The 26,182-nt window shown below is 44.3% G+C and carries 17 protein-coding genes and 1 pseudogene; 14 read left to right on the top strand and 4 right to left on the bottom strand.

The annotated features are described in order from the left end of the window. Positions 1-32: 32 nt before the first annotated feature. Positions 33-929: a LysR family transcriptional regulator gene (locus ACIH2S_RS10740; RefSeq protein ID WP_036953210.1), complete on the bottom strand. Its 897-nt coding sequence runs from the start codon at positions 927-929 to the stop codon at positions 33-35. Between the two features lie 379 nt (positions 930-1,308). On the opposite strand from ACIH2S_RS10740, the gene speG reads away from it, so the two are divergent. The 11 genes and pseudogenes from speG to yegQ all read left to right on the top strand — a co-directional run bounded on the left by speG (position 1,309) and on the right by yegQ (position 20,475). Then, the gene (gene speG / locus ACIH2S_RS10745) at positions 1,309-1,854 is read left to right on the top strand and encodes a spermidine N1-acetyltransferase (protein ID WP_036953207.1); all 546 of its coding nucleotides are present in this window, start codon (positions 1,309-1,311) and stop codon (positions 1,852-1,854) included. Between the two features lie 69 nt (positions 1,855-1,923). Continuing rightward, positions 1,924-3,993, top strand: a complete 2,070-nt coding sequence (ppk1, locus tag ACIH2S_RS10750) for a polyphosphate kinase 1 (RefSeq protein ID WP_036953204.1) — start codon at positions 1,924-1,926, stop codon at positions 3,991-3,993. Between the two features lie 4 nt (positions 3,994-3,997). Beyond that, positions 3,998-5,530, top strand: a complete 1,533-nt coding sequence (ppx, locus tag ACIH2S_RS10755) for an exopolyphosphatase (RefSeq protein WP_430247409.1) — start codon at positions 3,998-4,000, stop codon at positions 5,528-5,530. Positions 5,531-5,925: 395 nt separating this feature from the next. Beyond that, positions 5,926-7,197 (top strand): annotated as a pseudogene (mgtE, locus tag ACIH2S_RS10760) (magnesium transporter); the annotation flags it as partial. 584 nt (positions 7,198-7,781) lie between these two features. Next, positions 7,782-9,137, top strand: a complete 1,356-nt coding sequence (locus ACIH2S_RS10765; protein ID WP_036953195.1) for an MFS transporter — start codon at positions 7,782-7,784, stop codon at positions 9,135-9,137. A gap of 256 nt (positions 9,138-9,393) precedes the next feature. Then, positions 9,394-10,644 (top strand): MdtA/MuxA family multidrug efflux RND transporter periplasmic adaptor subunit, encoded by a 1,251-nt coding sequence (locus ACIH2S_RS10770; protein WP_108478028.1) that lies wholly within the window; start codon positions 9,394-9,396, stop codon positions 10,642-10,644. Next, positions 10,644-13,760, top strand: coding sequence for an MdtB/MuxB family multidrug efflux RND transporter permease subunit (locus ACIH2S_RS10775; protein ID WP_430247411.1), 3,117 nt, complete (start codon positions 10,644-10,646; stop codon positions 13,758-13,760). Before ACIH2S_RS10770 ends, ACIH2S_RS10775 begins: the two co-directional genes overlap by 1 nt. Continuing rightward, positions 13,760-16,849 carry a multidrug efflux RND transporter permease subunit MdtC gene (mdtC, locus tag ACIH2S_RS10780; RefSeq protein ID WP_108478026.1) on the top strand — a complete coding sequence of 1,030 codons (3,090 nt, stop codon included), beginning with the start codon at positions 13,760-13,762 and terminating at the stop codon, positions 16,847-16,849. The genes ACIH2S_RS10775 and mdtC overlap by 1 nt, the downstream gene beginning before the upstream one ends. After that, a complete protein-coding gene (gene baeS, locus ACIH2S_RS10785) occupies positions 16,839-18,233 on the top strand; it encodes a two-component system sensor histidine kinase BaeS (RefSeq protein WP_036953183.1) in 1,395 nt (464 codons plus the stop codon). The genes mdtC and baeS overlap by 11 nt, the downstream gene beginning before the upstream one ends. Further along, positions 18,233-18,946, top strand: a complete 714-nt coding sequence (baeR, locus tag ACIH2S_RS10790) for a two-component system response regulator BaeR (protein ID WP_108478025.1) — start codon at positions 18,233-18,235, stop codon at positions 18,944-18,946. Before baeS ends, baeR begins: the two co-directional genes overlap by 1 nt. A gap of 152 nt (positions 18,947-19,098) precedes the next feature. Then, positions 19,099-20,475, top strand: coding sequence for a tRNA 5-hydroxyuridine modification protein YegQ (gene yegQ / locus ACIH2S_RS10795; protein ID WP_108478024.1), 1,377 nt, complete (start codon positions 19,099-19,101; stop codon positions 20,473-20,475). 355 nt (positions 20,476-20,830) lie between these two features. On the opposite strand, the gene thiD is transcribed toward yegQ, so the two are convergent. Then, a complete protein-coding gene (gene thiD / locus ACIH2S_RS10800; RefSeq protein WP_036953175.1) occupies positions 20,831-21,628 on the bottom strand; it encodes a bifunctional hydroxymethylpyrimidine kinase/phosphomethylpyrimidine kinase in 798 nt (265 codons plus the stop codon). Between the two features lie 501 nt (positions 21,629-22,129). Between thiD and pagP the strand changes: the two genes are divergently transcribed. Beyond that, a complete protein-coding gene (gene pagP, locus ACIH2S_RS10805) occupies positions 22,130-22,705 on the top strand; it encodes a lipid IV(A) palmitoyltransferase PagP (RefSeq protein WP_036953173.1) in 576 nt (191 codons plus the stop codon). Between the two features lie 122 nt (positions 22,706-22,827). On the opposite strand, the gene ACIH2S_RS10810 is transcribed toward pagP, so the two are convergent. Together ACIH2S_RS10810 and mgrB are read right to left on the bottom strand one after the other, a co-directional pair. Further along, the gene (locus ACIH2S_RS10810) at positions 22,828-24,192 is read right to left on the bottom strand and encodes an amino acid permease (RefSeq protein WP_036953171.1); all 1,365 of its coding nucleotides are present in this window, start codon (positions 24,190-24,192) and stop codon (positions 22,828-22,830) included. A 186-nt stretch (positions 24,193-24,378) separates the two neighbouring features. Beyond that, on the bottom strand, positions 24,379-24,519 hold the full coding sequence (mgrB, locus tag ACIH2S_RS10815; protein ID WP_071992159.1) for a PhoP/PhoQ regulator MgrB: 141 nt from the start codon (positions 24,517-24,519) through the stop codon (positions 24,379-24,381). A 248-nt stretch (positions 24,520-24,767) separates the two neighbouring features. Here mgrB and ACIH2S_RS10820 point away from each other — a divergent pair, with 248 nt between their 5' ends. Together ACIH2S_RS10820 and yidA are read left to right on the top strand one after the other, a co-directional pair. Continuing rightward, on the top strand, positions 24,768-25,151 hold the full coding sequence (locus ACIH2S_RS10820) for a helix-turn-helix domain-containing protein (protein ID WP_036953169.1): 384 nt from the start codon (positions 24,768-24,770) through the stop codon (positions 25,149-25,151). A 165-nt stretch (positions 25,152-25,316) separates the two neighbouring features. Continuing rightward, positions 25,317-26,126 (top strand): sugar-phosphatase, encoded by an 810-nt coding sequence (gene yidA, locus ACIH2S_RS10825; protein WP_108478022.1) that lies wholly within the window; start codon positions 25,317-25,319, stop codon positions 26,124-26,126. Positions 26,127-26,182: the final 56 nt, after the last annotated feature.

Consider the following 26,182-nt stretch of genomic DNA (forward strand, 5'->3'; position numbering starts at 1 on the left):
TCCATTAATACGCTAATCATTCAACAATTCAATCAATCCAATTGATGAGACTCAAACGCATTATAAAGCTTATTAATCAATGTGTAAGCAATACTGCTAGTCGATATATTGGGAGGCCAAATTGCATAAACTTTAAGCGGCTCTAATGACCACTCAGGGAGTACCTCTTGCATCTCTTCACGTTTAATGTCTCCTCTGCAGAGATAGAGGGGAGGTGCGGTTAGACCCACTTGCTGTTTTGCAAGGGCGTAGGCAGCCTCAACATTATCGACATTAACAGTTGGTGTGTACTTAATTAAAGCTACCTCCCCATTTTTGTGCTTAAATTCTCGAATACTCTGCCGCATAGTTAAACCAATCCAAGGCATTTTTTCTAAGTCCTTAGGATGGTTTACTGGCTTGTAATTTCTGAGAAATCGCTTAGATGCTACAACTTGTCTAGGCAATACAAAAAGATGTCGAGATTTGAGTGAACTGTCCGGAAGTTCCCCAATCCGAAATGCAACATCAATACTGTCCGCAATGATGTCTTTGCGTGTATCACTATAAGAAATATTCAGGCAAACATCTGAATATTCTTTTATAAAATCGGCAAGATGATGAGTAAAATCACTATTTAGAAAAACAGCGGGAATAGAAATATTCAACTTATTTGTTGTTGAAATGGCACGTTGCTTAAACTCAATAAATCCCTTTTCATACAACTCAAGCATGGAATTTGCTGTCTCAAGTAATTTGGCACCATCATGAGTTAGAGAGAGTTTTCGGGTATTTCGATATAACAATGCACTTCCAAGGTTTTTCTCAAGTTTAGATAAATGAGTACTTGCCGTTGCAGTAGTGAGCCCTAAAGCGTCTGCCCCTCCTGAAATTGAGCCTGACTCCACAATTTTTGCAAAAACAATCAGGTAACGGATATCATCTATCATTTATATACCTATGGACATGAATAAACTCTCAATTTGATATTCATCATACTATCGTATTCTACACCTAATTCGAAATGGCTATATTTTTATAAATAACACCAAAGCCTATCCTCTGAGAACGATTCATCAACGCCCACTCATGGTACAAAGCGACCACACTGACTAGATTAATATCACAATCATCTCAGTGTACCGCTAACTACATGCTAATCACTCCCACTTAAACAAACTAATCTTCGACAAACTCACCCTCTCCCTGCTTTCTGTCATTATTTTATTGCAAATAAGTGGTATCCTTATAACAGCGCTAAGTAATTAATTTTCTAGTTGATACTTTCGCCATAAATAGTTTTATAATTAACAACAATCGAGGTGTTTTATGACGACCGGGCAAGCTCATCTGTTTAGATTGCGCCCACTTGAGCGTGAAGATTTAGCTTTTATCCACCAGCTGGACAATAACGCCAACATTATGCGTTATTGGTTCGAAGAGCCTTATGAGGCATTCGTTGAGCTCAGTGATCTTTACGATAAGCATATTCATGACCAATCCGAACGCCGCTTTATTGTCGAATCTGACAGTGAAAAAGTCGGTTTAGTTGAGCTGGTTGAAATTGATTATGTTCACCGTCGTTCTGAATTCCAGATTATTATTGCACCCCGCTATCAAGGCAAAGGGTATGCAAGCCGCGCTGCAAAACTGGCCATGGACTACGCCTTTTCAGTGCTCAATTTGTACAAACTTTATCTGATAGTCGATAAAGAAAATGTCAAAGCTATCCATATTTATAATAAACTCGGCTTCCACACAGAAGGCGAGCTGATTGATGAATTTTTTGTTAATGGTCGCTACCACACCGCAATCCGTATGTGTGTGTTCCAGCACCAATATTTTGCAATGAAACAGCAGTCTGAAAACGCGTAAATAACGCAATAGAAGTCAAAGGTGATAATCGGTTTTTATCAGCATTAACCAGTCGAATACGGAGCAACAATGTCCCAAGAACGCCTCTATCATGAAAAAGAGCTCAGCTGGCTCTCTTTTAACGAACGAGTTCTCCAAGAAGCCGCGGATAAGCGGAACCCTCTTATAGAACGAATGCGTTTTTTGGGCATTTACTCCAATAACTTAGATGAGTTCTATAAAGTCCGTTTTGCGGATGTAAAACGTCGCATCTTAATCAATGAAGAGCGCGGTTCCGCCAGCGGTGCACGTCATCTACTCAAACGCATTCAATCTAAAGTGGCCAAACAAGAGCAAGAGTTCGACGTTCTCTACAACGACCTGCTCCTTGAAATGGCACGCAACCAAATATTCTTAATTAACGAGCGTCAAATTTCACCTCGTCAGCAAATTTGGTTACGCCAATATTTTCGCCAAAATTTACGCCAACATATCACGCCAATTTTAATTAATCGTGATACTAACTTAGTGGAATTTCTGAAAGACGATTACACCTACCTTGCCGTTGAAATTATTAATGGTGCTGAAGTGCAATACGCTTTATTAGAAATCCCATCGGATAAAGTTCCGCGTTTTGTTAATCTCCCGCCAGAGATGCCAAAGCGCCGCAAGTCAATGATTTTGATTGATAATATCCTTCGCTATACTCTCGATGAAATTTTCAAAGGCTTCTTTGATTACGACAAACTCAACGCCTACTCCATGAAAATGACCCGGGATGCGGAATATGATATCGCCACGGAGATGGAATCTAGCCTGCTGGAAATTATGTCATCCACGTTAAAACAGCGCTTAACGGCTGAGCCTGTTCGCTTTGTTTATCAACGTGATATGCCCGATGAAATGGTCGCGCTGCTACGAGAAAAACTGGGGTTATCAAGTGATGACTCGGTGATTGCGGGGGGGCGTTACCATAACTTTAAAGATTTTATTAACTTCCCAAATGAAGGAAATAAAAACTTACTCAACAAACCGCTACCGCGCTTACGTCACCGTTGGTTTGATAATTTCCGTAACGGATTTGATGCCATTCGCGAACGCGATGTGTTGCTCTACTACCCGTATTACACCTTTGAGCACACATTAGAATTGCTGCGCCAAGCGTCGTTTGACCCGAATGTGTTATCCATCAAAATCAATATTTACCGTGTGGCAAAAGACTCACGCATCATCGACTCGGTGATCCACGCCGCCCACAACGGTAAAAAAGTCACCGTGGTAGTGGAGCTGCAAGCGCGTTTTGATGAAGCCGCCAATATTCACTGGGCAAAACGCCTGACTGAAGCGGGTGTCCACGTTATTTTCTCCGCGCCAGGGCTTAAAATTCACGCCAAGTTATTTATTATCTCCCGCATGGAAGAAGGACAAATTGTTCGCTATGCCCATATCGGTACGGGTAACTTTAACGAAAAAACCGCTCGTCTCTACACCGATTACTCATTACTCACCTGTAATGAGCAAATCACCAATGAAGTGCGCCGAGTATTTAGCTTTATTGAAAACCCGTATCGCCCTGTAACTTTCGATAACTTGATGGTGTCTCCGCAAAATACACGCACCAAAATCACTGAATTAATTGACCAAGAAATTGCGAATGCTGAAGCTGGGTTACCTAGCGGCATCACGCTGAAAATTAATAATTTAGTTGATAAAGAACTGACCGATAAACTTTACGATGCTTCCAATGCGGGCGTTAAAATTCGCTTGTTAGTGCGTGGTATGTGTTCACTTGTCTCAGGGCAACAAGGTTATAGCGAGAATATCCAAGTCACCAGTGTGGTGGACCGATTCTTAGAGCATGACCGAGTTTATGTCTTTACCAACGGCGGTGACGAAAAAGTCTTTATCTCCTCGGCCGATTGGATGACCCGCAACATCGACTACCGTATCGAGGTGGCTGTTCGTTTGCTGGATCCGCGACTTAAACAGTTGGTTTTAGATATCCTCGAATTACAGTTCAGTGATACCGTCAAAGCCCGCTTTGTTGACAAAGAACTCAGTAATCATTATGTTCCCCGCGGCAATAAGCGCAAAATTCGCGCTCAATTAGCTGTTTATGAATTTTTAAAAGCACTCGAAATGCCTGAAACAAGAGCTTGATACTATGCCAATTGCCAGTTCATCTACCCCAAGACCACAAGAAATTGCCGCAATTGACTTGGGTTCAAACAGTTTTCATATGGTTATTGCGCGTATTGTCAATGGAGCACTACAAGTTCTAACCCGTTTAAAAAAACGTGTTCATCTTGCTGATGGGCTGAGCGATACCAACGAACTCAGTGAAGAAGCCATGGAGCGCGGCTTAGCGTGTTTATCGCTATTTGCTGAGCGTCTACAAGGTTTCACGCCTGATAACGTCTGTATCGTCGGTACCCATTCATTACGAGTCGCCACCAACGTTGAAGAATTTCTACGCCGAGCCAAAGCCATTATCCCCTACCCGATTGAGATTATTTCAGGACAAGAGGAGGCTCGCTTGATTTTTATGGGCGTTGAGCACACGCAGCCGGAAAAAGGACGCAAACTGGTTATCGATATTGGCGGTGGATCTACGGAGCTGGTGATCGGTGAAAAATTTGAGCCGATTTTAATTGAAAGCCGCCGTATGGGCTGCGTTAGCTTCGCGCGTCACTATTTCCCTAATGAAACGATTTCCACAGATAATTTTAATCGCGCTTATTTAGCCGCCTGCTTAAAACTGGAAAGCACCGCTACCCTATTTAAGAAGCAAGTTTGGGACGTCGCAATGGGAGCATCCGGCACCATTAAAGCGGCACATGCGGTGATTGTAGAGATGGGCGAGCGTGATGGCATTATTACTCGCGAACGCCTCGAAAAAATCAAACAAATAGCATTGAAGTACAAAACGTTTAAATCACTAGAAATTCCGGGACTTTCTTCTGATCGCAAACAGGTTTTTGTACCTGGTTTAGCTATCTTAATTGCGGTGTTTGATTCCCTCGATATCAAAGAATTACGACTCTCTGACGGTGCCTTACGTGAAGGCGTTCTCTATGAAATGGAAGGCCGTTTTCGCCACCAAGATATTCGTCAACGCACCGCATTAAGCCTTGCCGAGCACTATAATATCGACCGTGAACAAGCCAAACGGGTTTTGAAAACCATGGAAGAGCTGTATTATCAGTGGCGCCAGCAGAACCCTAAACAGGCCAATCCACAATTAGAATCCATTTTAATTTGGGCTGTTATGCTGCACGAAGTGGGATTGAGCATTAACCATAGTGGCATGCATCGCCACTCCGCTTATATCTTACAAAACACCAACTTACCGGGATTTAGCCAAGAGCAACAATTGCTATTAGCGACGTTGGTTCGTAATCATCGTCGTGCCATTAAATACGATGAAATACCTAAATTTAACTTATTTAAACGCAAGCAATTTATGCCGTTGATACAGATTTTGCGCTTATCTATCTTATTGAATAATCAGCGCCAATCGACAACGACGCCTTCAACTATGCGCATTGAAACTGACGATGGTCATTGGACACTTTTCTTACCTGCGCAGTATCTCGCCCACAATGCGTTAATGCTGCTTGACCTTGAAAAAGAGAGTGCCTACTGGGAAGAGGTTCCAGGCTGGAAACTCACCATTTGCGCAGAAAATGAGCCATAGGCTTATATGACTCAAAAATGAATATGATTTAGAAAATAGAAATAAAAAATAATGATTTGCGGTCAGTGTTGTTTTGTTCTTCTTATTCGAAATATGAACAGATTTGATATTTTTTTGGGATCAGCGACAATACTGGGTAGAAGTTTCGTCACCTCGCAGGCGAATTAATTTAAAGCGCTTCGGCGCCGAATGGTTTAAGGATTAACATGTCACAAACTGCTTTTTCAACTGATGCGGCACCAATAATCAATCCGCATTCACAAAGACTGGCGTACATCCGCCAGCAAATACTGACGTTATTCATGGAAGACGAAGAGTTTGTTCACGCTCTTGTCGAGAAAGACCAACACGTCAGTATGGATGATAAAGCATTTAGTGAAAAAATTAGCACTGTTAAAGAACTGCTTGTTGACCTCCACACCGCGGATATCGCCGATATCCTTGAAATGCTACCGTACGACGAGCGTCTCGCACTTTGGCGCTTAGTCGACAACAACGAACGCGGTGAAGTATTGGTTGAGGCCTCTGTCTCTGTTTGGGACAGCCTGATTAAAGATATGTCAGACCGAGAACTGCTGCGAGCGGTTGCTGGCTTACATGTGGACGAACAAGCGTATATCGCCGAGCACTTGCCCCGCGATACGATGCGCCGTCTCCTTACCTACTTAGACCCAAGCTTACGCAGCCGTATTCGTGAAGTTCTCCAATACGCCAAAGACAGCGTTGGGCAAATGATGGATTTCGAATTCGTCACCGTGCGTTCCAATGTCACCCTAAAAACAGTACAACGCTATCTACGCCAACGGGGAAAAATTCCAGAAGCAACGGATAAAATTTTCGTTGTCGATAAAGATAATTATCTGCAAGGTGAATTACCCCTGACCACCATTTTGATTCAAGCACCAGAACGTATTGTTGCTGACGTGATGAAAACCGATACCGTTACCTTCTTACCCGATGAAAAAGGTGAAGATGCGGCAAGCGCGTTCGAACGTTATGACTTAATTTCTGCCGCCGTTGTAGACAGCAATGGTTTACTGATGGGGCGCCTAACCGTTGAAGACATCGTTGATAATATCAGCGAAGAAAACGACAACAGCATCCGCCGTATGGGGGGGTTAAGCCCTGAAGAGGACGTATTCGCCCCTGTTGGTCAAGCGGTTAAAACCCGTTGGACATGGCTTGCCATTAACCTGTGTACCGCGTTTGTGGCTTCCCGCGTTATCGGGGTGTTCGAAGATACCATTTCACAGTTAGTTGCCCTCGCAACATTAATGCCAATCGTGGCAGGTATTGGTGGTAATACCGGTAACCAGACTATTACGATGATTGTCCGCGCCATTGCGCTACACCAAATTCAGAACGGTAGCTTCTCCTTCCTCATGATAAGAGAGCTCGGAGTCGCCTTTATTAACGGGGTGGTTTGGGGTGGTATTATGGGCGTCGTCACCTACCTTCTCTATGGGGATCTCGCCATGGGCGCTGTGATGACACTTGCGATGGTGCTCAACCTCTTGATGGCTGCCATCATGGGTGTTCTGATCCCATTAATTATGATTAAGATGGGTAAAGATCCTGCTATTGGCTCTAGCGTGATGATCACCGCAATCACTGATACTGGTGGTTTCTTTATCTTCTTAGGGTTAGCAACCCTATTCTTAGTTTAACTAACTACCCGCGTACTTTGCCTTAAGCTAGGTATGCGGGTTTATAAAAACCTGCCATTTCCTGCAAAACCTCCTAATTCTACTAAAATAGAAATCACTGACAGATCATATCCGCGAGTATTATTTATTTAAATAGCCTTATCCCCTGCAAGTTAATTATATTATTTTATTTATTCCCGTTATTCATTCTATTTAATTTCACACTTAATAAATGAGTACCATTATATTTATTGTATTTTTTCCCATTATTTTGCACCTAAAAATATACAATCGTCTGTAATTGCTCGTTTATTAATATCATATCGTGACATTCAATTGTCATTTGGAGTAGTAATTTTACCTTTTCAAACTAAACAGAATATTACGCTTGTTTTTAAGGTGGTAGTTTACAGAATGTGAAACTTTCTGCTATAAATGAACTCACGTTAGAGATACAGAGTATTACCTTGGTTTATTTTCCCTCGTTTTATCTCTCATATCCTTTGCCAAATAATATTAATTACTTCGCTATTTAACGTACCTATTATTACAAATAACCTCATCGCGCTAATATTGAATTGTTGTGTATTTAGAAGGACAGAATTATGACATCGCAAACAACCAGCCAGCCTGCGGCCAGACCGTTAGGCAAAGAAGATTATAAAACATTGGGCTTATCCTCTTTAGGTGGCACTTTAGAATTTTATGATTTCGTTATTTTCGTTTTTTACGCGAAAATTATCTCCCAGCTATTTTTCCCGGGCGATAATGAATTTCTCGCATTAATGGCGACGCTGGGTCTGTTTGCTGCGGGTTATCTTGCTCGCCCATTGGGCGGCATTATCATGGCACACTTTGGCGATAAAATCGGTCGTAAGAAAATGTTTACCTTAAGTATTTTCTTGATGGCATTCCCAACTTTTATTATTGGTTTCTTGCCAACATTTGAGACCATTGGCGCCGCTGCACCACTGTTACTGTTATTAATGCGTATCATGCAAGGCGCTGCTATTGGCGGTGAAATGCCTGGTGCATGGGTGTTTATTGCCGAACATACACCGAAACAGCGTTATGGTTTAGGCGTGGGAACATTAACCTCAGGGATCACTGGCGGGATTTTATTAGGCTCTATCGTCGCTATTATCATTGAGCGTTCTTATACTACCCAAGAAGTGCATGATTTCGCGTGGCGTATTCCGTTTATCTTAGGGGGCATTTTTGGTTTTATCTCTGTCTATCTGCGTCGCTTCTTACAAGAGACCCCGATTTTCAAAGAGATGGCCGCTAAGAAAGCATTAACCAAAGAGTTGCCAGTAAAAACCGTGGTTAAATCCCATAAACAAGCTTGCATGATCACTGCAGCACTGACGTGGTCGCTGTCTACCGCTATCGTTGTCACCATTTTGATGACCCCTGACGTGGTATTAAAAGGTATTTATGGCATCGATCGTAATATTGCTTTACAAGCCAACTGCGCAGCAACGTTGACCTTAACCTTAGGCTGTATTTTCTGGGGATGGTTAGGAGATAAAACGGGAACACGTACGTCGATGACATTGTCTTGGGGCGGATTAGCTGTCACAGCTATCTACTTCTATTCATCATTGTCATCCGATATTTCTGCGAATACCTTAACATTTAATTACGCGTTAATGGGCTTCTTCGTAGGAGCGATTGCGACAACGCCAATCATCAGTACTCGCGCGTTTCCACCAGAAATTCGTTTCTCTGGCTTATCCTTTGCGTACAACTTGGCATACGCCGTATTTGGCGGGTTGACCCCAATCTTAACTGGTGCATGGTTACAGCAATCCCATATGGCGCCAGCCTACTATGTGGCGGGGGTTTCCTTGTTAGCTGTTGCTGTAGCGTTTATCCCTCTGTCATACAAAGGTTGGACTCGTACCGCAACAGAGGAACGTAACCCTGCGGCAGCATTAAAAACCAGCGTAACTCAATAAAACGAATGAGAACAATTACTCGCCTGTGGCTGTAAAGTCACAGGCTTTTTTATTTTCTTACGAAAAACCGTGCTTTTATCCATAGTTCTTTTCCATTTTTTCATATTTCCTCCATTTTCTTTTGTTCCCCTCAGGCTAAACTATTAAAATACGCAACTGATTAATTTTTAATATATACCTTATTATATTCAGTTAAATTTATTGGAATGGTTCCTAACTGATTTTACTCAACCTTGAGTTAAGCGAATTACCCACCATGACGACACAGAAACGCCGTACAATTTTGACTCGCTCTGCCCTGTTTGTTGCTCTGTTAGCTGCGGCTGGCGCAACCTGGTATGTCTACCATAAAAATAACCAAAATGAAGTACCAACCACAGCCAGTGCAACTCAAGATGGACAAGGGAAAAAAGCAGGTGGAAGACCAATGCGCCCACTTGCACCCGTTCAATTTGCCACTGCCCAAGAAAAAGTCGTTCCGCGCTTCCTATCCGGTTTAGGTACTGTACAGGCTGCTAACATGGTGACGGTCACTAGCCGAGTTGAAGGTCAATTAATGAATATCTACTTCACCGAAGGGCAATCCGTTAAAGCGGGTGATTTACTCGCGCAAATTGACCCACGTCCTTTTGAAGTGCAACTTGCTCAAGCGGAAGGTCAATTAGCTAAAGATAAAGCGACTTTAGCCAATGCTCGATTAGACCTGACCCGCTACCAAAAACTGGCGGGAACCAAAGTCATCTCCCAACAAGAGCTGGATAACCAGCGGGCTACTGTGTTACAAGCCGAGGGTAGCATCAAAGTTGACCAAGCCGCGGTTGATAACGCCAAGCTGCAACTCACCTACAGTAAAATTACCGCCCCTATTTCTGGACGCATCGGTTTAAAACAAGTGGATGTGGGTAACTTTATCTCTTCAGGGACTTCCACGCCGATTGTGGTGATCACCCAAACACAACCTGCTGACGTGCTATTTGCTTTACCTGAAGGCGACATTCCTGCAATCCAGCAAGCACAAGCAGCAGGAAATAAAGTCCTGATTGAAGCGTGGGATCGTAATAACATTGCTATGATTGCGCGCGGTGAATTACTGAGTACCGATAACCAAATTGATCCAGCAACCGGTACACTGAAAATCAAAGCACGCTTTACTAACGAAGAGCAAAAACTGTTCCCGAACCAGTTTGTGAACGTCAAAATGCAGGTAGAAACCTTACAAAATGCTGTCGTGATCCCAACTGCTGCCCTGCAAATGGGCAATGAAGGTCACTATGTTTGGGTACTAAGCGATGATGATACCGTGACGAAACACCTTGTGACGGTGGGCATTCAAGACAGCCAACAAGTCGTGATTGAAAGCGGTTTATCCGCCAATACAAAAGTCATTACCGATGGCGTCGATAAGCTAACAGACGGCGCGAAAGTTGAAGTGGTCAACGCTTCAACCCTTGAAAAGAAACCCGCTTCCGCTGAGAAAAAACCTCGCAATAGCGCGGAGAAAGCCTAATGCAGCCGGATACTCATAAAGGCGGTGGCCCATCCCGCCTCTTCATTCTGCGCCCTGTTGCAACCACCTTATTTATGGTGGCGATTTTGCTCGCGGGGATCATCGGTTATCGGTTTTTACCTGTATCAGCATTACCGGAAGTTGACTACCCAACCATTCAGGTGGTGACCTTATATCCTGGTGCCAGCCCTGATGTAATGACATCGGCTATCACTGCACCGCTAGAAACTCAATTTGGTCAAATGTCTGGTTTGCAACAGATGTCATCTCGCAGCTCTGGCGGCGCGTCGGTGATCACCTTAATGTTCCAGCTCTCTTTGCCTCTCGATGTGGCAGAGCAAGAGGTTCAAGCAGCGATTAACTCTGCCACTAGCTTGCTGCCCTCCGATTTACCGTATCCACCGATTTACAACAAAGTAAACCCTGCGGATCCGCCCGTTTTAACGCTCGCCGTCACCTCCGATGCGATGCCGTTAACGCAGGTACAAGATATTATTGAAACCCGCGTGGCGCAGAAAATTTCCCAAGTGACTGGGGTCGGCTTAGTCACCTTAGCGGGGGGGCAACGCCCTGCTGTACGCGTCAATCTTAATCCGCAAGCCATGGCGGCAAAAGGATTAGACAGCGAAACCATTCGCACCGCTATCAATAATGCCAACGTCAACTCTGCAAAAGGGAGTTTTGATGGTCCAACCCGCTCTGTAACGTTATCTGCCAATGACCAGATGAAATCCCTTGAGGATTACCGCAAGTTGATTGTGGCTTTCCAAAATGGCGCCCCTGTTCGTTTGGGAGATATTGCCACCATTGAACAAGGCGCTGAGAACGCCTATCTCGGTGCATGGGCCAATAGCCAACAAGCAATTGTCATTAACGTTCAGCGCCAACCTGGCGCTAACGTGATTAGCACCACGGATACTATCCGCGCGTTGTTGCCTGAATTGATTGAAAGCTTACCAGCATCCGTTAACGTGGATATTTTGACCGACCGTACCAGCACCATTCGCGCCTCTGTCAATGATGTTCAATTCGAATTAATGCTCGCTATCGCCCTCGTGGTGATGGTGATTTACCTATTTCTACGTAATGGTATTGCGACGCTGATCCCCGGCATCGCCGTACCTTTATCGTTAGTTGGCACCTTTGCCGTCATGTATTTTTGCGGCTTTTCCGTCAATAACCTCACCTTGATGGCACTCACCATCGCCACGGGATTCGTGGTGGATGATGCCATCGTGGTAATTGAAAATATCTCTCGTTATCTCGAACAAGGGGATAAACCCGTTGTTGCCGCATTAAAAGGCGCAGGAGAAATTGGTTTTACCATTATCTCCCTGACCTTCTCTTTGGTTGCCGTACTGATCCCGCTGCTGTTTATGGGGGATATTATCGGGCGCCTATTCCGTGAGTTTGCGATTACGTTGGCGGTGGCAATTCTGATCTCTGCGGTGGTATCCCTCACCCTCACCCCAATGATGTGCGCCCGCTTACTCAAACCAGAATCTCAGCATAAACATAACCGCTTTGAAATCGCCTGTGAGCGTTTTTTTGAGTGGATGATTGCGGGTTATGGTGTTTGGCTAAAACGCATTCTTAACCACCAATGGTTAACTCTGTGTGTCGCGCTGGGAACCTTGGTACTTACTGTGCTGCTGTATATGTGGATCCCGAAAGGGTTCTTCCCACTGCAAGATAGCGGAATCATTCAAGGCACAATTGAAAGTCGCCAATCCATTTCGTTTGCCGCGATGTCGAAGAAACAGCAAGAAGTGGCTGGCATTATTCTGGCAGATCCGGCGGTTGAGAACGTTACCACCTATGTGGGTATCGATGGTAACAATGCCACTCTGAATAACGCCCGTATTCAAATCACATTGAAGCCCCTTGATGAACGCGACGATCGTGTTCCTACGATTATTCCTCGCTTACAACAAGCCACCAGCGGCATTGCAGGGGTCAATCTTTACTTGCAACCGTCACAGGATTTAACCATTGATACGCAGGTTTCCCGTACCCCGTATCAATTTACGCTGCAAGCAGGTTCTCTGGATGAGCTCAGCACTTGGGTACCAAAATTGCAGGAAGCCTTAAGTCAGCAACCTGAATTGATTGATGTCAGCAGCGATTGGCAAGACAAAGGTTTAGTGGCGTATGTGAATGTGGATCGGGATACCGCGAGCCGTTTTGGTATTACTATGTCGAATATCGATAACGCGCTGTATAACGCATTTGGTCAGCGTATGATCTCCACCATTTACACCCAAGCTAACCAGTATCGCGTGATTTTAGAGCACAATACCCAAACCCGTGATGGAATGGAGGCGCTCAATGATATTCGCTTAAAAGGCACTGATGGCGCCATTGTTCCACTAAATACCCTTGTGAATATTCAAGAAGGTTATGGACCTTTGGCGATTAATCACCTTGATCAGTTCCCGTCAGTCACGTTCTCTTTTGATGTAGCGGGAGATTCTTCATTAGAAGAGGCGGTCAATGCGGTGAAACTGGCTGAAAAACAGATTGCGATGCCAAAATCGATAACGACACAATTCCAAGGCGCCACCCTCGCCTTTGAAGCAGCGCTAAGTAGCACCGTTTGGCTGATTTTTGCCGCTATTATCGCCATGTATATCGTGCTGGGTATTCTGTACGAAAGCTTTATTCATCCAATCACTATTTTATCCACTTTACCAACCGCTGGTGTGGGGGCTTTGCTCGCACTCATGATGGCGGGCAATGAGCTTGATGTTATCGCCATTATCGGGATTATTTTGCTGATCGGGATTGTGAAAAAGAACGCCATTATGATGATTGACTTTGCTCTCGCCGCAGAGCGTGAACAAGGTTTATCCCCGTATGATGCGATTTATCAGGCCTGTTTACTGCGTTTTCGCCCAATCCTGATGACCACCATGGCCGCATTGCTTGGTGCGCTACCGCTGATGCTCAGTACCGGTGTCGGCGCAGAACTGCGTCAACCGCTGGGGGTCTGTATGGTGGGCGGGCTGATCATGAGCCAGATTTTAACGCTGTTCACCACACCTGTGATCTACCTGATGTTTGACCGTTTAGCCCATCGCTTCAATCGCCGTGAGCACAAGGCACAGGAGTCTTAATGAAACGCTTCTTTGCTTTGTTTATTAGCCGTCCTGTGGCGACCACGTTAATCAGTGTCGCCATTACCCTGTGCGGTGCATTGAGCTTTCTGTTTTTACCTGTGGCGCCATTGCCGCAGGTAGACTACCCCGTGATAAGAGTGACAGCGTCACTTCCGGGCGCCTCCCCTGAAACCATGGCATCCTCTATCGCGACACCGCTTGAACGCTCATTAGGCAGTATTGCTGGCTTAAATGAGATGACCTCGAGCAGTTCGTTAGGGCGAACCTCCATTACCTTAGAGTTTGATTTAACCAAAGATATCAATAATGCCGCGCGGGAAGTACAAGCGGCGTTGAATGCCGCACAGAATTTATTACCTAGCGGTATGCCAAGCCGGCCGCGTTACTATAAATCAAACCCATCTGACGCGCCGATCATGATTTTAACCCTCACATCAAACACCCTCAGTACCGGGGAAATGTATGATGTGGCATCCACACGCTTAGCTCAGCGTATCGCGCAAATCGATGGAGTCAGTGAAGTTGCAGTCGGAGGTGGTTCTCTTCCTGCAGTGCGTGTGGAGCTCAACCCAACCGCCCTATTTAATCAAGGGGTTTCCCTTGATGCTGTGCGCTCTGCCATCAGTAGTGCCAACGTACGCCAGCCCCAAGGTTATATTAATAATGACGATAATCGCTACCAAGTTCAGACTAACGACGAACTGAAAAAAGCCGCCGATTACCGTCCGATTATTGTGCATTACAGCAATGGCAATGCCGTCAAACTCAGTGATGTGGCCGTCGTAAAAGATTCCGTCCAAGATGTGCGAGCCGCAGGGATGTCCAGTGGTGAACCGGCGGTTTTGATCATTATTCGCCGCGAAGCGGGTGCCAATATCATTGAAACTGTCAAACGCATTCGCGAAGAACTTCCTGAATTTAAAGATATGATCCCCGCCGCGATTGATTTACAGGTTGCTCAAGACAGAACACCCACAATCAAAGCGTCGCTGGCAGAGGTCGAACGGGCGTTAATGATTGCGATTGCGCTGGTGATCCTCGTCGTATTGCTATTTTTACGTTCAGGGCGTGCCACTTTAATTCCCGCTATTGCGGTACCTGTCTCGTTAATTGGTACCTTTACCGCCATGTATTTATGCGGGTTTAGCCTCAATAACTTGTCATTGATGGCCTTAACTGTCGCCACCGGATTCGTAGTGGATGATGCCATTGTAGTGTTAGAGAACATTTCTCGGCACATTGAAAATGGTCGAAAACCGTTTATCGCGGCGGTTAAAGGGGTTTCTGAGGTTGGCTTTACTGTTGTTTCTATGAGTATTTCTTTAGTGGCAGTGTTTATCCCACTGTTATTGATGGATGGATTAGTTGGGCGATTATTCCGCGAATTTGCAATTACGCTCTCTACTGCCATCGGAATATCATTGATTATCTCGCTGACGTTAACCCCGATGATGTGCGCGCATTTACTGAAAAAACGTGGCTCTGCTAATACCAAGCAACGAGGATTTGGACGCGTTCTTATTCGGTTACAAGAAAGTTACGCCGTCACGTTAAATTGGGTGCTATCTCATCGTCGCAGTGTACTGGCGGTGCTGATTGCGGCAATTGGCTTGAATGTTTATCTGTATATTTCGATCCCTAAAGCCTTTTTCCCTGAGCAAGATACAGGGCGTTTACTGGGATTCGTTCGAGCAGACCAAAGCATCTCATTCCAGTCAATGAAGCAAAAAATGACCAGCTTTATGCAGCAAGTGAAAGCGGATCCTGCCGTGGATAGCGTCACTGGATTTACGGGCGGCAGCCGCGTCAACAGCGGTTCTATGTTTATCTCCTTAAAACCACTGGATGAGCGCAAAGAGAGTGCCAACAGCGTGATTAATCGCTTGCGCATGAAACTGGCGAACGAACCCGGTGCCAACTTATTTATGATGCCCGTTCAAGATATTCGCGTGGGCGGACGCCAATCCGAAGCCAGCTATCAATTCACCCTGTTAGCCGACGAGCTGGATGCATTACGTTCATGGGAGCCCGCTATTCGCCGAGCGCTGGGGGATTTGCCTCAATTAACCGATGTGAACTCTGATAAAGAAGATAAAGGCGCGGAGATGGCATTAACCTATGACCGCGATTTGATGGCGCAACTGGGTATCGATGTGCGTGATGCGAACAACCTGCTCAACAACGCCTTTGGTCAACGTCAAATTTCCACCATTTATGAAGCCATGAACCAATATAAAGTGGTGATGGAAGTGGCGCCGGAATATACCCAAGACGTCAGTTCGCTGGATAAAATGTTTGTGGTGAATAAACAGGGAGAAGCGATTCCCCTCTCCTATTTTGCCCGCTGGCAACCCGCCAATGCACCTTTAAGTGTTAACCACCAAGGGTTATCAGCCGCGTCTACTATTTCCTTTAACGTGGCAGACGGTTATACCTTAAACGATGCGATTGTGGCGGTGGAAAAAACCATGACCGCTTTAGGCGTTCCATCGACGGTACGCGGTACTTTCGCAGGAACAGCGCAAGTTTTCCAAGATACCTTAAAATCTCAGTTATTTTTAATCTTAGCGGCGATTGTCACGGTCTATTTGGTACTGGGTATTTTGTATGAAAGTTATATTCACCCGCTCACCATTTTATCGACACTGCCATCCGCAGGTGTCGGCGCGTTATTAGCCTTGGAATTATTTGATACGCCATTTAGCCTAATTGCTCTAATCGGCATTATGTTGCTTATCGGGATTGTGATGAAAAACGCCATTATCATGGTAGATTTTGCCCTTCAAGCCCAACGCAATGCGAACTTATCGGCGAAAGAAGCTATTTTACGCGCGAGCCTGCTGCGCTTTAGACCGATTTTAATGACGACCCTTGCCGCGATTTTTGGGGCGCTCCCTTTGATGCTAGGTACAGGTGATGGCGCAGAATTACGCCAACCACTGGGGATCGCAATTGTTGGTGGTTTGGTCATGAGCCAGTTGCTGACGCTATTTACCACCCCAGTGGTGTATCTCAGTTTTGATAGTCTGAGACAGCGGTTTTCACGCAAAGCGCCTTCAATACAGGAGAAATCCCATGAAGCTTAAACTCTCGAGCCTCAGTACTCGGTTATTTATCGCTATCTTTGCCACCTGTTTGCTGCTGGTTGCTATCATGCATCAAGGGGTCAGAATGGGCTTCCAGCATGGTTTTATTGACTATATAAAAGAGAATGACCAGCAACGTGCTGAGTTACTCGCTTTGGCGCTTGCCGAACAATATGAGGAGCGAGAAAGTTGGCGTTTTTTGGCAGTTGATGAGCGGATGTTTTTCCGTATTTTACGCAATGTCGATAATCAGCACCAAGGGCAAGGTCATGGCGGTGGTCATAAGCGAATGCGCGGTATGTTTTGGGTTTATGACACCAAAGACAACCTCATTTGGGGGCGTGACCTCCCCCCACCGGATCAAGTCATCCGCGTGCCAGTTAAAACGAGCCGAGGAGCAACCGTCGGCTGGCTAGTTGCCAGTTATGAAAGTGGTATCAGCAACCAATTAGACCAACGTTTTGATACCCAGCAGATGCACATTAGCTGGGTAATTGCAGGGCTATCTCTGTTCGTGGCGCTGTTAGTAACCCTATTTTTAGCTCGCGGCTTTTTAAAGCCCATCACCCGATTATTGGAAGGTACTCAACAGCTCGCTAAAGGCAATTTCAGCGCACGGATATCTGAGATTGGCCAAGATGAGTTGGGGCAATTGGCGAAAGACTTTAACCATCTCGCCTCGACGTTGGAAAAAAATGAGCAAATGCGCCGCGATTATATGGCGGATATTTCCCATGAATTACGCACCCCGCTCTCCGTTTTACGCGGAGAACTTGAAGCTGTGCAAGACGGCGTACGCCAAGCGACTCCTGAAACCATCAATTCCCTACTCAATGAGACTCAAACACTGATAAAACTGGTCAATGACCTGCATCAGCTTTCGTTATCCGATAGAGGCTCCTTGGTTTATCGTATGGAATCTATCGATATTATCCCGATTATTGAGATGAATTTAGGGCAAGCCAAATGGCGATTGGAAGATAGACAACTGACGTTAGAAACTCACTTTTCCTCCCATTCCCACCTATTTGCTGACCCTGACCGCATCAACCAACTGTTTTATAATTTGATGGAAAACAGCCTGCGCTATACAGATCCTCACGGCAAAATTGCCGTCAACGTGAGCCAACATGACCAACAACTAGTGATCACGTGGGAAGATAGCGCGCCGGGATTAAGTGTTGAAGAGTGCCAGCGTCTGTTTGAGCGATTTTACCGTGTAGAAGTTTCTCGTAACCGTGCGAGTGGCGGCTCAGGTTTGGGACTGGCGATTTGCTATAATATTGTCGAAGCCCATAACGGGACTATTTCTGCTGCCCCCTCTCCACTCGGTGGCGTGAAGATAACCATTCAAATTCCCATTACGACGCAGGAGGAGCAATAGTGTCTTTGCCTGATTCCCCTTTATTGGGAGCCAATAGCGCCCATGTTCTGATTGTTGAAGATGAACCCAAACTTGGACAATTACTGTTTGATTATCTGCAAGCGGCAGGCTATGTTCCCGCCTTGCTGATGCGTGGTGATGAAGTGATCCCCTATGTACAAAAGCACTTTCCTGACCTGATTTTATTAGATTTGATGTTGCCGGGACTCGATGGCATTTCAGTCTGCCGTGAACTGCGTAAATTCAGCGACGTTCCTGTGATTATGGTGACGGCTAAAACGGAAGAAATTGACCGTTTATTAGGGTTAGAAATTGGTGCCGATGACTACGTTTGTAAGCCCTTTAGTCCGCGAGAAGTGGTTGCCCGAGTAAAAACGATTTTGCGCCGTTGCCAAAAAGCCCCTTCGTCTACAGGTAGCCAAGAGACTCAACTGATTATCGATGAAAATGCGTTCCAAGTCCGTTATGGCGATAAATTACTGGAATTAACCCCCGCAGAATTTCGCCTACTAAAGTTTTTGTCTGATAACGCAGGTACGGTGTTTTCTCGGGATCAATTACTGGATATTTTGTATGACGACCATCGCGTGGTCACCGATAGAACCATTGATAGCCACGTCAAAAATTTACGCCGTAAGCTCGAATCGTTGGATGACGAAAAAACCTTTATCCGCTCCATCTATGGTTTAGGCTATCGTTGGGACGACATCTAATTGCTGCCAGCGTTTCTGTAACAAAATTATAACCCTGTTTTTTACATGGGAAATTTGGCATTCCCGTCATTTAGCGTTAAAATCCCCACCCTCGAATTTTTACACCAAGCCATCCGGCTTGGTGCTGACCTGACATCAGACTGAGAACTAACATGTTTACACCAGAATTATTATCCCCAGCAGGTTCCTTGAAGAACATGCGCTATGCTTTCGCTTACGGTGCCGATGCGGTTTACGCTGGCCAACCACGTTATAGCTTACGCGTGCGTAATAACGAATTTAACCATGAGAATCTCGCGAAAGGGATCAACGAAGCCCACGAGCTGGGTAAAAAATTCTATGTGGTCGTCAATATCGCGCCACATAACGCCAAGTTAAAAACCTTTATTCGTGATCTGACTCCCGTGATTGAAATGGGACCCGATGCACTGATTATGTCAGACCCTGGTCTGATTATGATGGTGCGTGAAGCCTTCCCGGAGATGGATATTCACTTGTCGGTTCAGGCTAACGCCGTCAACTGGGCTTCCGTAAAATTCTGGAAACAAATGGGATTAACTCGCGTGATTTTATCCCGCGAATTATCGTTGGAAGAAATCGCTGAAATCCGCCAGCAAGTGCCTGAAATTGAGCTGGAAGTCTTTGTACACGGTGCGCTGTGTATGGCATATTCTGGTCGCTGCCTGCTGTCTGGTTATATTAATAAGCGTGACCCTAACCAAGGCACCTGTACTAACGCGTGTCGCTGGGAATATAAAGTTCAAGAAGGCAAAGAAGACGATGTGGGTAACATCGTGCATGTTCATGAACCAATCCCCGTTAAAAACGTAGCGCCAACACTCGGTGAAGGTGCTCCAACCGATAAAGTCTACATGATTGAAGAAGCGATGCGTCCGGGCGAATACATGACCGCCTTTGAAGACGAACATGGCACTTACATCATGAACTCAAAAGATTTACGCGCCATCGAACACGTTGAAACACTGACCAAAATGGGCGTTCATTCACTGAAAATCGAAGGTCGTACTAAATCATTCTATTATTGTGCTCGTACAGCCCAAGTATATCGCCGCGCCATTGATGATGCGGTAGCGGGTAAGCCATTTGACCCAACCCTGCTTTCTACCCTTGAAGGATTAGCACACCGTGGTTATACCGAAGGTTTCTTACGTCGTCACACCCATGATGCCTACCAAACCTATGAATATGGCTATTCCGTTTCGGATACCCAGCAATTTGTCGGTGAATTCACAGGCAACCGAGTGAATGGCTTAGCGGAAGTCGATGTGAAAAACAAATTTAGCGTCGGTGACAGCTTAGAGTTAATGACACCGTCAGGTAATATCGTCTTTACTCTGGATGCATTAACTAACCGCAAAGGTGAATCTATTGAAGTTGCTCCAGGTAATGGACATGTAGTTTATCTGCCAATTCCTGAAGATGTGGATGTGAATTTTGGTTTGTTGATCCGCAATCTTACAGGAACGACTACTCGAGATCCGCACCAAGCCCAAGAAGAAAAAGCGTAAAAGCAGAAAAAGCGTAAACTGACTAAGCATTCCATCGCTTATTACTAAACACGTTTTACTAAATAGAAGCCCATGGTCGATGACTATGGGTTTTTTCTTAGGTATTCGTGTAAAAAACGGCCATTTTATGCTTTATTTTAGTTGAGAATCATTCTCGTTATTGACAGTTTCGTTAAAAAGTGCACTCAATATCCAAATTTATGCAACAGATCACATCAATTGGTTATTCTATATCGTATAGTCACTGTCGAAAACGAAGAACTAGAAAGTCATAAATTAAGACTAGGAACCACCTCCTTGGCTGGCTCAATCTCCCTTGAGCTAGCCATTTCTTTTTTCTAGTCCCTCAAAATTCTCACCACCAGCGATGAAAATGATGTACAGGCCCAAAACCACTACCAACTTCTAAGCTATCCGCTTGCTCTAGCGCCCCTTGCAAATAGGCTTTTGCTTCCACAACTGTTTGTTGCCAATCCTCAAAACGCGGCCTCAGTGCAGCTAATGCAGCTGATAATGTGCATCCTGTACCATGGGTATTTTTGGTATCGATACGTACCGATGTGAAGCGCCACTCACCTTCTGGGGTGATCAACCAATCAGGGCTTTGAGAATCGATTAAGTGCCCGCCTTTCATCAAGACACTCTGGCAACCTAATTGCAGTAAACGTTGCCCTTGCTCACGCATTTGTTCTTCCGTTTGTGCCATCGGCTCATCAAGTAATACTGCCGCTTCGGGCAAATTTGGCGTGATCAGCGAAACCATAGGTAAAAGCTCGCGTCTTAGCGTCTCCACCGCATCTGGCAATAATAGCGGATCTCCGCTTTTAGCTACCATCACCGTATCGAGCACCACATAAGGCACGGGTGTTTTTTTCAACGCATTGGCGACAACTTGAACATTGCCTCGATTAGATAACATGCCGATTTTCGCGGCATCAATACGGACATCACTTAAAACAGAGTTCAATTGGGCCGCAACAAAGTCTGAAGGGATATTATGGATGGCTTGAACACCTTGCGTATTTTGTGCCACCAGCGCAGTCATCACACTGGTTCCATACGCACCGAGTGCGGAAAATGTTTTCAGATCTGCTTGAATACCGGCTCCACCAGATGGATCCGTTCCCGCAATCGTTAATGCATTCACTCTCATTAGTGCCCTCTCCATTGTCTTCAGTAAAATAATTGTCTTCAGTAAAACAATTGCCTTTAGAAAGATAATTGACCTTAGTCATATTGCGCTTATTACGTCTTTTTAACTTAATAAAAATCATTAAGTTAATTAAATAACGTCCTTAAATGAATTGTCTCATACACAATGCTAATTACTAGCAGATTATCCATTGTCTTCAATAATTAAATGCGATTGATTTTCATCAAAAATAAATTTGATTTTTATAATTAATAATCAAATGGTTATAGCTAATTGATTCATTCTAATATCAAAAAATTGATATCAATATTGAGTTGATTCCTTACAGCAAATTACGATCCCAATACGTCATTATCCTAATTTAACCATTTATTGCTGTCCTATTTAGCTTATCTTTATTAAAATAATTTCCACTACAATTATTACAATTGCGATAATGATGTCATCATTGTCAATGTCTATCATGACTCATCTATCAGATAAAACTAGATTGGATCCACAATGAGAGTTAATAAAAACATACAGTTGGTTGTAGGCGCATCGGCAATTCTGAGCGCTTCAATCTGCATGTCATCGCCTGCATTTGCTGAAGAGCAGTCAGTCGGTTTATGGGATAAATTCACTAATAATGTCAGCACCACTTGGGATTCTGACAAATATGAGCTGTATATCCCGTTCTTCACTTGGCATAACCGTCTTATGTACGATAAAGAAAAAACAGATACCTATAATGAAGAGCCATGGGGCTTTGGTATTGGTAAATATCGTTATGATGAAGATAATGACTGGCATGCACTCTACGCAATGGCATTTATGGATTCCCATAATAAAGTCGAGCCAATCGTGGGTTATGGTTTCCAAAAAATGTGGATCCCGGGCGATCTTGATGGCTTCCGTATGGGGGCGGGATTCACATTAGGTATTACCGCGCGTGAGGAATATAGCTATATTCCACTCCCTGCGCCTCTGCCTTTAGTTTCTATTGAATATGATAAGCTTTCTGTTCAAGCGACCTACATTCCAGGAACATACAATAACGGTAACGTCCTGTTTGCTTGGTTACGTTGGCAGTGGTAAGCGTTTAAACTCATCTCGCTAGAGGCTGATTGACCAAAAAGCCAGCATAAAAAAACCGGTAGATTAAAAATCTTACCGGTTTTTTGTTTTTTATTTATCTGGTCTTTTACTGATTGATAAGGCTATAACGCTTTGCTCTCTACACCTTGTTTTTTAGCACCTGAGAATTGATAACCAACCCACAGAACCGCGATCCAAAGAGGCATAATCAGTACAGAAACGCGTAACCCATCCATTGTCAGAATAATAATCAAGATCAGCGACAAGAATGCTAAACACAGATAGTTACCAAACGGATACCAAATACTCTTAAACTTCGTTTCAATACCCTGTTTATTCATCGCGGCTCTAAATTTCAAGTTAGAAACACAAATCATAATCCAGTTTAGCACCAGCGTCGTTACCACTAAGGACATCAGTAATTCAAATGCCTTGCCTTCCATCACGAAGTTAATCAAGATCCCGCCAGAAGTCGCGATACCTGAAACAATCAGCGCCATTACAGGCACGCCGCCTTTATTCACTTTTGCCATAAAGCGCGGTGCGTTACCTTGTTGTGCTAAACCATACAGCATGCGACTAGTACAGTAAGCACCACTGTTATAAACCGACAGAGCCGCAATCAAAATCACCACGTTCAATGCATTGGCAACGAGTAAATCACCCAGCTCATGGAAAATCAGTACGAAGGGGCTAGTTTTGCCATCCAGTTGCACCCACGGATACAGCGCCAGTAATACCGCCAGTGAGCCGATATAGAAAATTAAGATACGGTAAACCACTTGATTGATGGCTTTTGGAATGCTTTTATCTGGATCTTCCGCTTCTGCCGCGGTGATCCCCACTAATTCCAATCCACCAAATGAGAACATAATAATCGCCAGCGCGACTAATAGCCCATTATAGCCTTTGGCAAAAAAGCCGCCGTATTCCCATAAGTTACTCACTTTGGCTTGAGGGCCGCCATGGCCACTAAACAGTAAGTAACAGCCAAATAAAATCATCGCGATAACCGCAACAACTTTAATTAGCGCAAACCAGAATTCGGTTTCTCCATAAGAGCGAACATTAATCAGGTTAATTGCATTAACCGCAATAAAAAACACCAGTGCCGAAACCCAAATAGGTAACTCAGGCCACCAGTGTTGCATATATTTACCCGCAGCGGTCAGTTCAGTCATCCCCACGAGGATAAACATCACCCAGTAGTTCCAACCCGAGAGGAACCCGGCAAAACCGCCCCAATATTTGAATGCGAAATGGCTAAATGACCCAGCAACAGGCTCTTGAACAATCATTTCACCTAACTGACGCATGATCAGAAAAGCGATAAATCCACACAATGCATACCCAAGTAGTACCGACGGACCTGCCATTTGGATGGTGGTTGCTATCCCTAAAAATAGCCCTGTACCGACAGCGCCCCCCAAGGCAATTAACTGAATATGCCTGTTTTTCAATCCGCGCTTTAGCGTCTGTTGCGCCATATCTTTACCCTTCATCCTCTAGCTTTTTGTTATCGTCCACAGTTGTGATAATCACGCAAGTTTATTTGAATTTTTGCATGAACTCCACTCGCAATTATACAACTGTAAAGCTGGCTTTCTGCCTGTCTTCTAATGTTTCCAAATAATGACAAACTAATATCCTGTAAGACGTTGCAAAATGCAAACTCAAAATGGTAACAAACCCGTCACGCGGCAAACACCGAGTTGAAAATCATCCCCGCCCTGATCGCAGAGATTATTCATCGCCAAGAGGTATAAAAAAGCACAAATAATTACAATGCTGATGATTAATAGCATATTTCGCATAGATAATGGGGTTCTTAATAGTCACATCATCTGGCAATATTAATCGATATTATCGTCTTTAGTTTCGTAAAATGGGCTATTCATCGTTTTCAAGAAAACAATTGTTTATTTTTGCAGCTCTTGATAAATAACTGGCTATTATTGTGTGATTTTTATACATAAATCTGTAATACCGCACAACCAACCTTTGTCATGGTGAAATGAAGTTGTGTATACTTCGGTTACCGTAAAATAAGAATGAATTTGAGATGGCACAAGATAACCACGTAGCACTTGTTAATGCTCTAAGTAAATGGATCGAAGAGCATTTAGGTCGAGTCATCCATTTGGAAGAACTCGCTGCTTATTCTGGGTATTCCCTTTGGCATATGCAAAAAATCTTTAAGGAGGTCACAGGAATCTCCTTAGGAAAATATATCCGTCAGCGCCGACTGGCTGGCGCCGTAAATTTATTAAGAAACAGCAGCCAAAGTATTTTTGATATTGCGTTAGATTTTGGCTTCGGCTCGCAATCTCACTTTACCTATATGTTCCGCAAAGAATATGGCATTACGCCGTTTGATTTTCGTCAAAATGACCAAATTCATTTGGATGTAAAAGAGCCATTACACCTAATCCCGGATGATGAGTGAATTTGTTTTACGCGCATTAACCTGAATTTTTTCAGTTTTAATGCGATAAAACATGGGTATTCTCATCCTTTTTACTGAGCAACTTATCCGTTGCCCTCTTAGATAATTTACATTCTCGATAATCAGAGTAAGGTACGTGTAAAAGTTCTATTTTAGGAGGCATTGATGTCAATCAAACTGGTCGCCATTGATTTAGATGGCACGTTACTCAATTCGCAGCACCAAATTTCTCCCGCAGTGAAAGAAGCCATTACCCGCGCGCACAAACAAGGTGTGCGAATTGTCCTTGCCTCAGGTCGCCCCTATTCTGGCATTTTGCCCTACCTTCAAGAACTTGGATTAGACACCGCCAGTAACTACTGCATCAGTAACAATGGCAGCGTTATCCATCAAGCCAATGATGGCAGCCACCTGTATGAAAACTTGTTAGATTTTGAAGATTATCAATATTTTGCTGAACTAGCTAACAACGTGGGGGTTCATATGCACGCCCTTGCAGACAACACCATGTTCACTGCGAATCGTCATATTAGCCGCTATACCATTCATGATGCCTATTTCACCAATACCCCTTTGGTGTATTGCCCAGTTAACGAAATGGATAGCTCGCTCAGTTTTACCAAAATCATGATTATTGACCATCCCGAGAAACTGGATGTAGGTATCAGCTATATTCCTGAAAATACCTTTGAAAACTACTCGCTGATCAAAACTAGTCCTTATTTCCTCGAAGTTTCGAATAAGGATGCAAGCAAAGGCTCTGCACTAAAAGTGTTATGTGAGAAATTATCTCTCACGCCGGATAAAGTCATGAGCATCGGTGACCAAAATAATGATGTTGCCATGCTACAGTATTCGAGTGTTTCGGTTGCAATGGGAAATGCTGCGCCACATATTCGTGAAATAGTGAAATTTGTCACCGATACCAACGATTGTGATGGCGTTGCTGTCGCAATAAACAAATTTATTATCTAGTGAGCAGTTAATTTAAAGTTCAAATCTCTAGACCAAAATACAATTTAACTGGATAT

It is taken from the genome of Providencia lanzhouensis (assembly GCF_050469745.1).
Lineage (GTDB): Bacteria > Pseudomonadota > Gammaproteobacteria > Enterobacterales > Enterobacteriaceae > Providencia > Providencia lanzhouensis.

Coding starts and splice junctions, on each gene's coding strand:
- ACIH2S_RS10740 (WP_036953210.1), bottom strand. CDS start 929: ATGATAGATGATATCCGTTACCTGATTGTTTTTGCAAAAATTGTGGAG.
- speG (WP_036953207.1), top strand. CDS start 1,309: ATGACGACCGGGCAAGCTCATCTGTTTAGATTGCGCCCACTTGAGCGT.
- ppk1 (WP_036953204.1), top strand. CDS start 1,924: ATGTCCCAAGAACGCCTCTATCATGAAAAAGAGCTCAGCTGGCTCTCT.
- ppx (WP_430247409.1), top strand. CDS start 3,998: ATGCCAATTGCCAGTTCATCTACCCCAAGACCACAAGAAATTGCCGCA.
- ACIH2S_RS10765 (WP_036953195.1), top strand. CDS start 7,782: ATGACATCGCAAACAACCAGCCAGCCTGCGGCCAGACCGTTAGGCAAA.
- ACIH2S_RS10770 (WP_108478028.1), top strand. CDS start 9,394: ATGACGACACAGAAACGCCGTACAATTTTGACTCGCTCTGCCCTGTTT.
- ACIH2S_RS10775 (WP_430247411.1), top strand. CDS start 10,644: ATGCAGCCGGATACTCATAAAGGCGGTGGCCCATCCCGCCTCTTCATT.
- mdtC (WP_108478026.1), top strand. CDS start 13,760: ATGAAACGCTTCTTTGCTTTGTTTATTAGCCGTCCTGTGGCGACCACG.
- baeS (WP_036953183.1), top strand. CDS start 16,839: ATGAAGCTTAAACTCTCGAGCCTCAGTACTCGGTTATTTATCGCTATC.
- yegQ (WP_108478024.1), top strand. CDS start 19,099: ATGTTTACACCAGAATTATTATCCCCAGCAGGTTCCTTGAAGAACATG.
- thiD (WP_036953175.1), bottom strand. CDS start 21,628: ATGAGAGTGAATGCATTAACGATTGCGGGAACGGATCCATCTGGTGGA.
- pagP (WP_036953173.1), top strand. CDS start 22,130: ATGAGAGTTAATAAAAACATACAGTTGGTTGTAGGCGCATCGGCAATT.
- ACIH2S_RS10810 (WP_036953171.1), bottom strand. CDS start 24,192: ATGGCGCAACAGACGCTAAAGCGCGGATTGAAAAACAGGCATATTCAG.
- mgrB (WP_071992159.1), bottom strand. CDS start 24,519: ATGCGAAATATGCTATTAATCATCAGCATTGTAATTATTTGTGCTTTT.
- ACIH2S_RS10820 (WP_036953169.1), top strand. CDS start 24,768: ATGGCACAAGATAACCACGTAGCACTTGTTAATGCTCTAAGTAAATGG.
- yidA (WP_108478022.1), top strand. CDS start 25,317: ATGTCAATCAAACTGGTCGCCATTGATTTAGATGGCACGTTACTCAAT.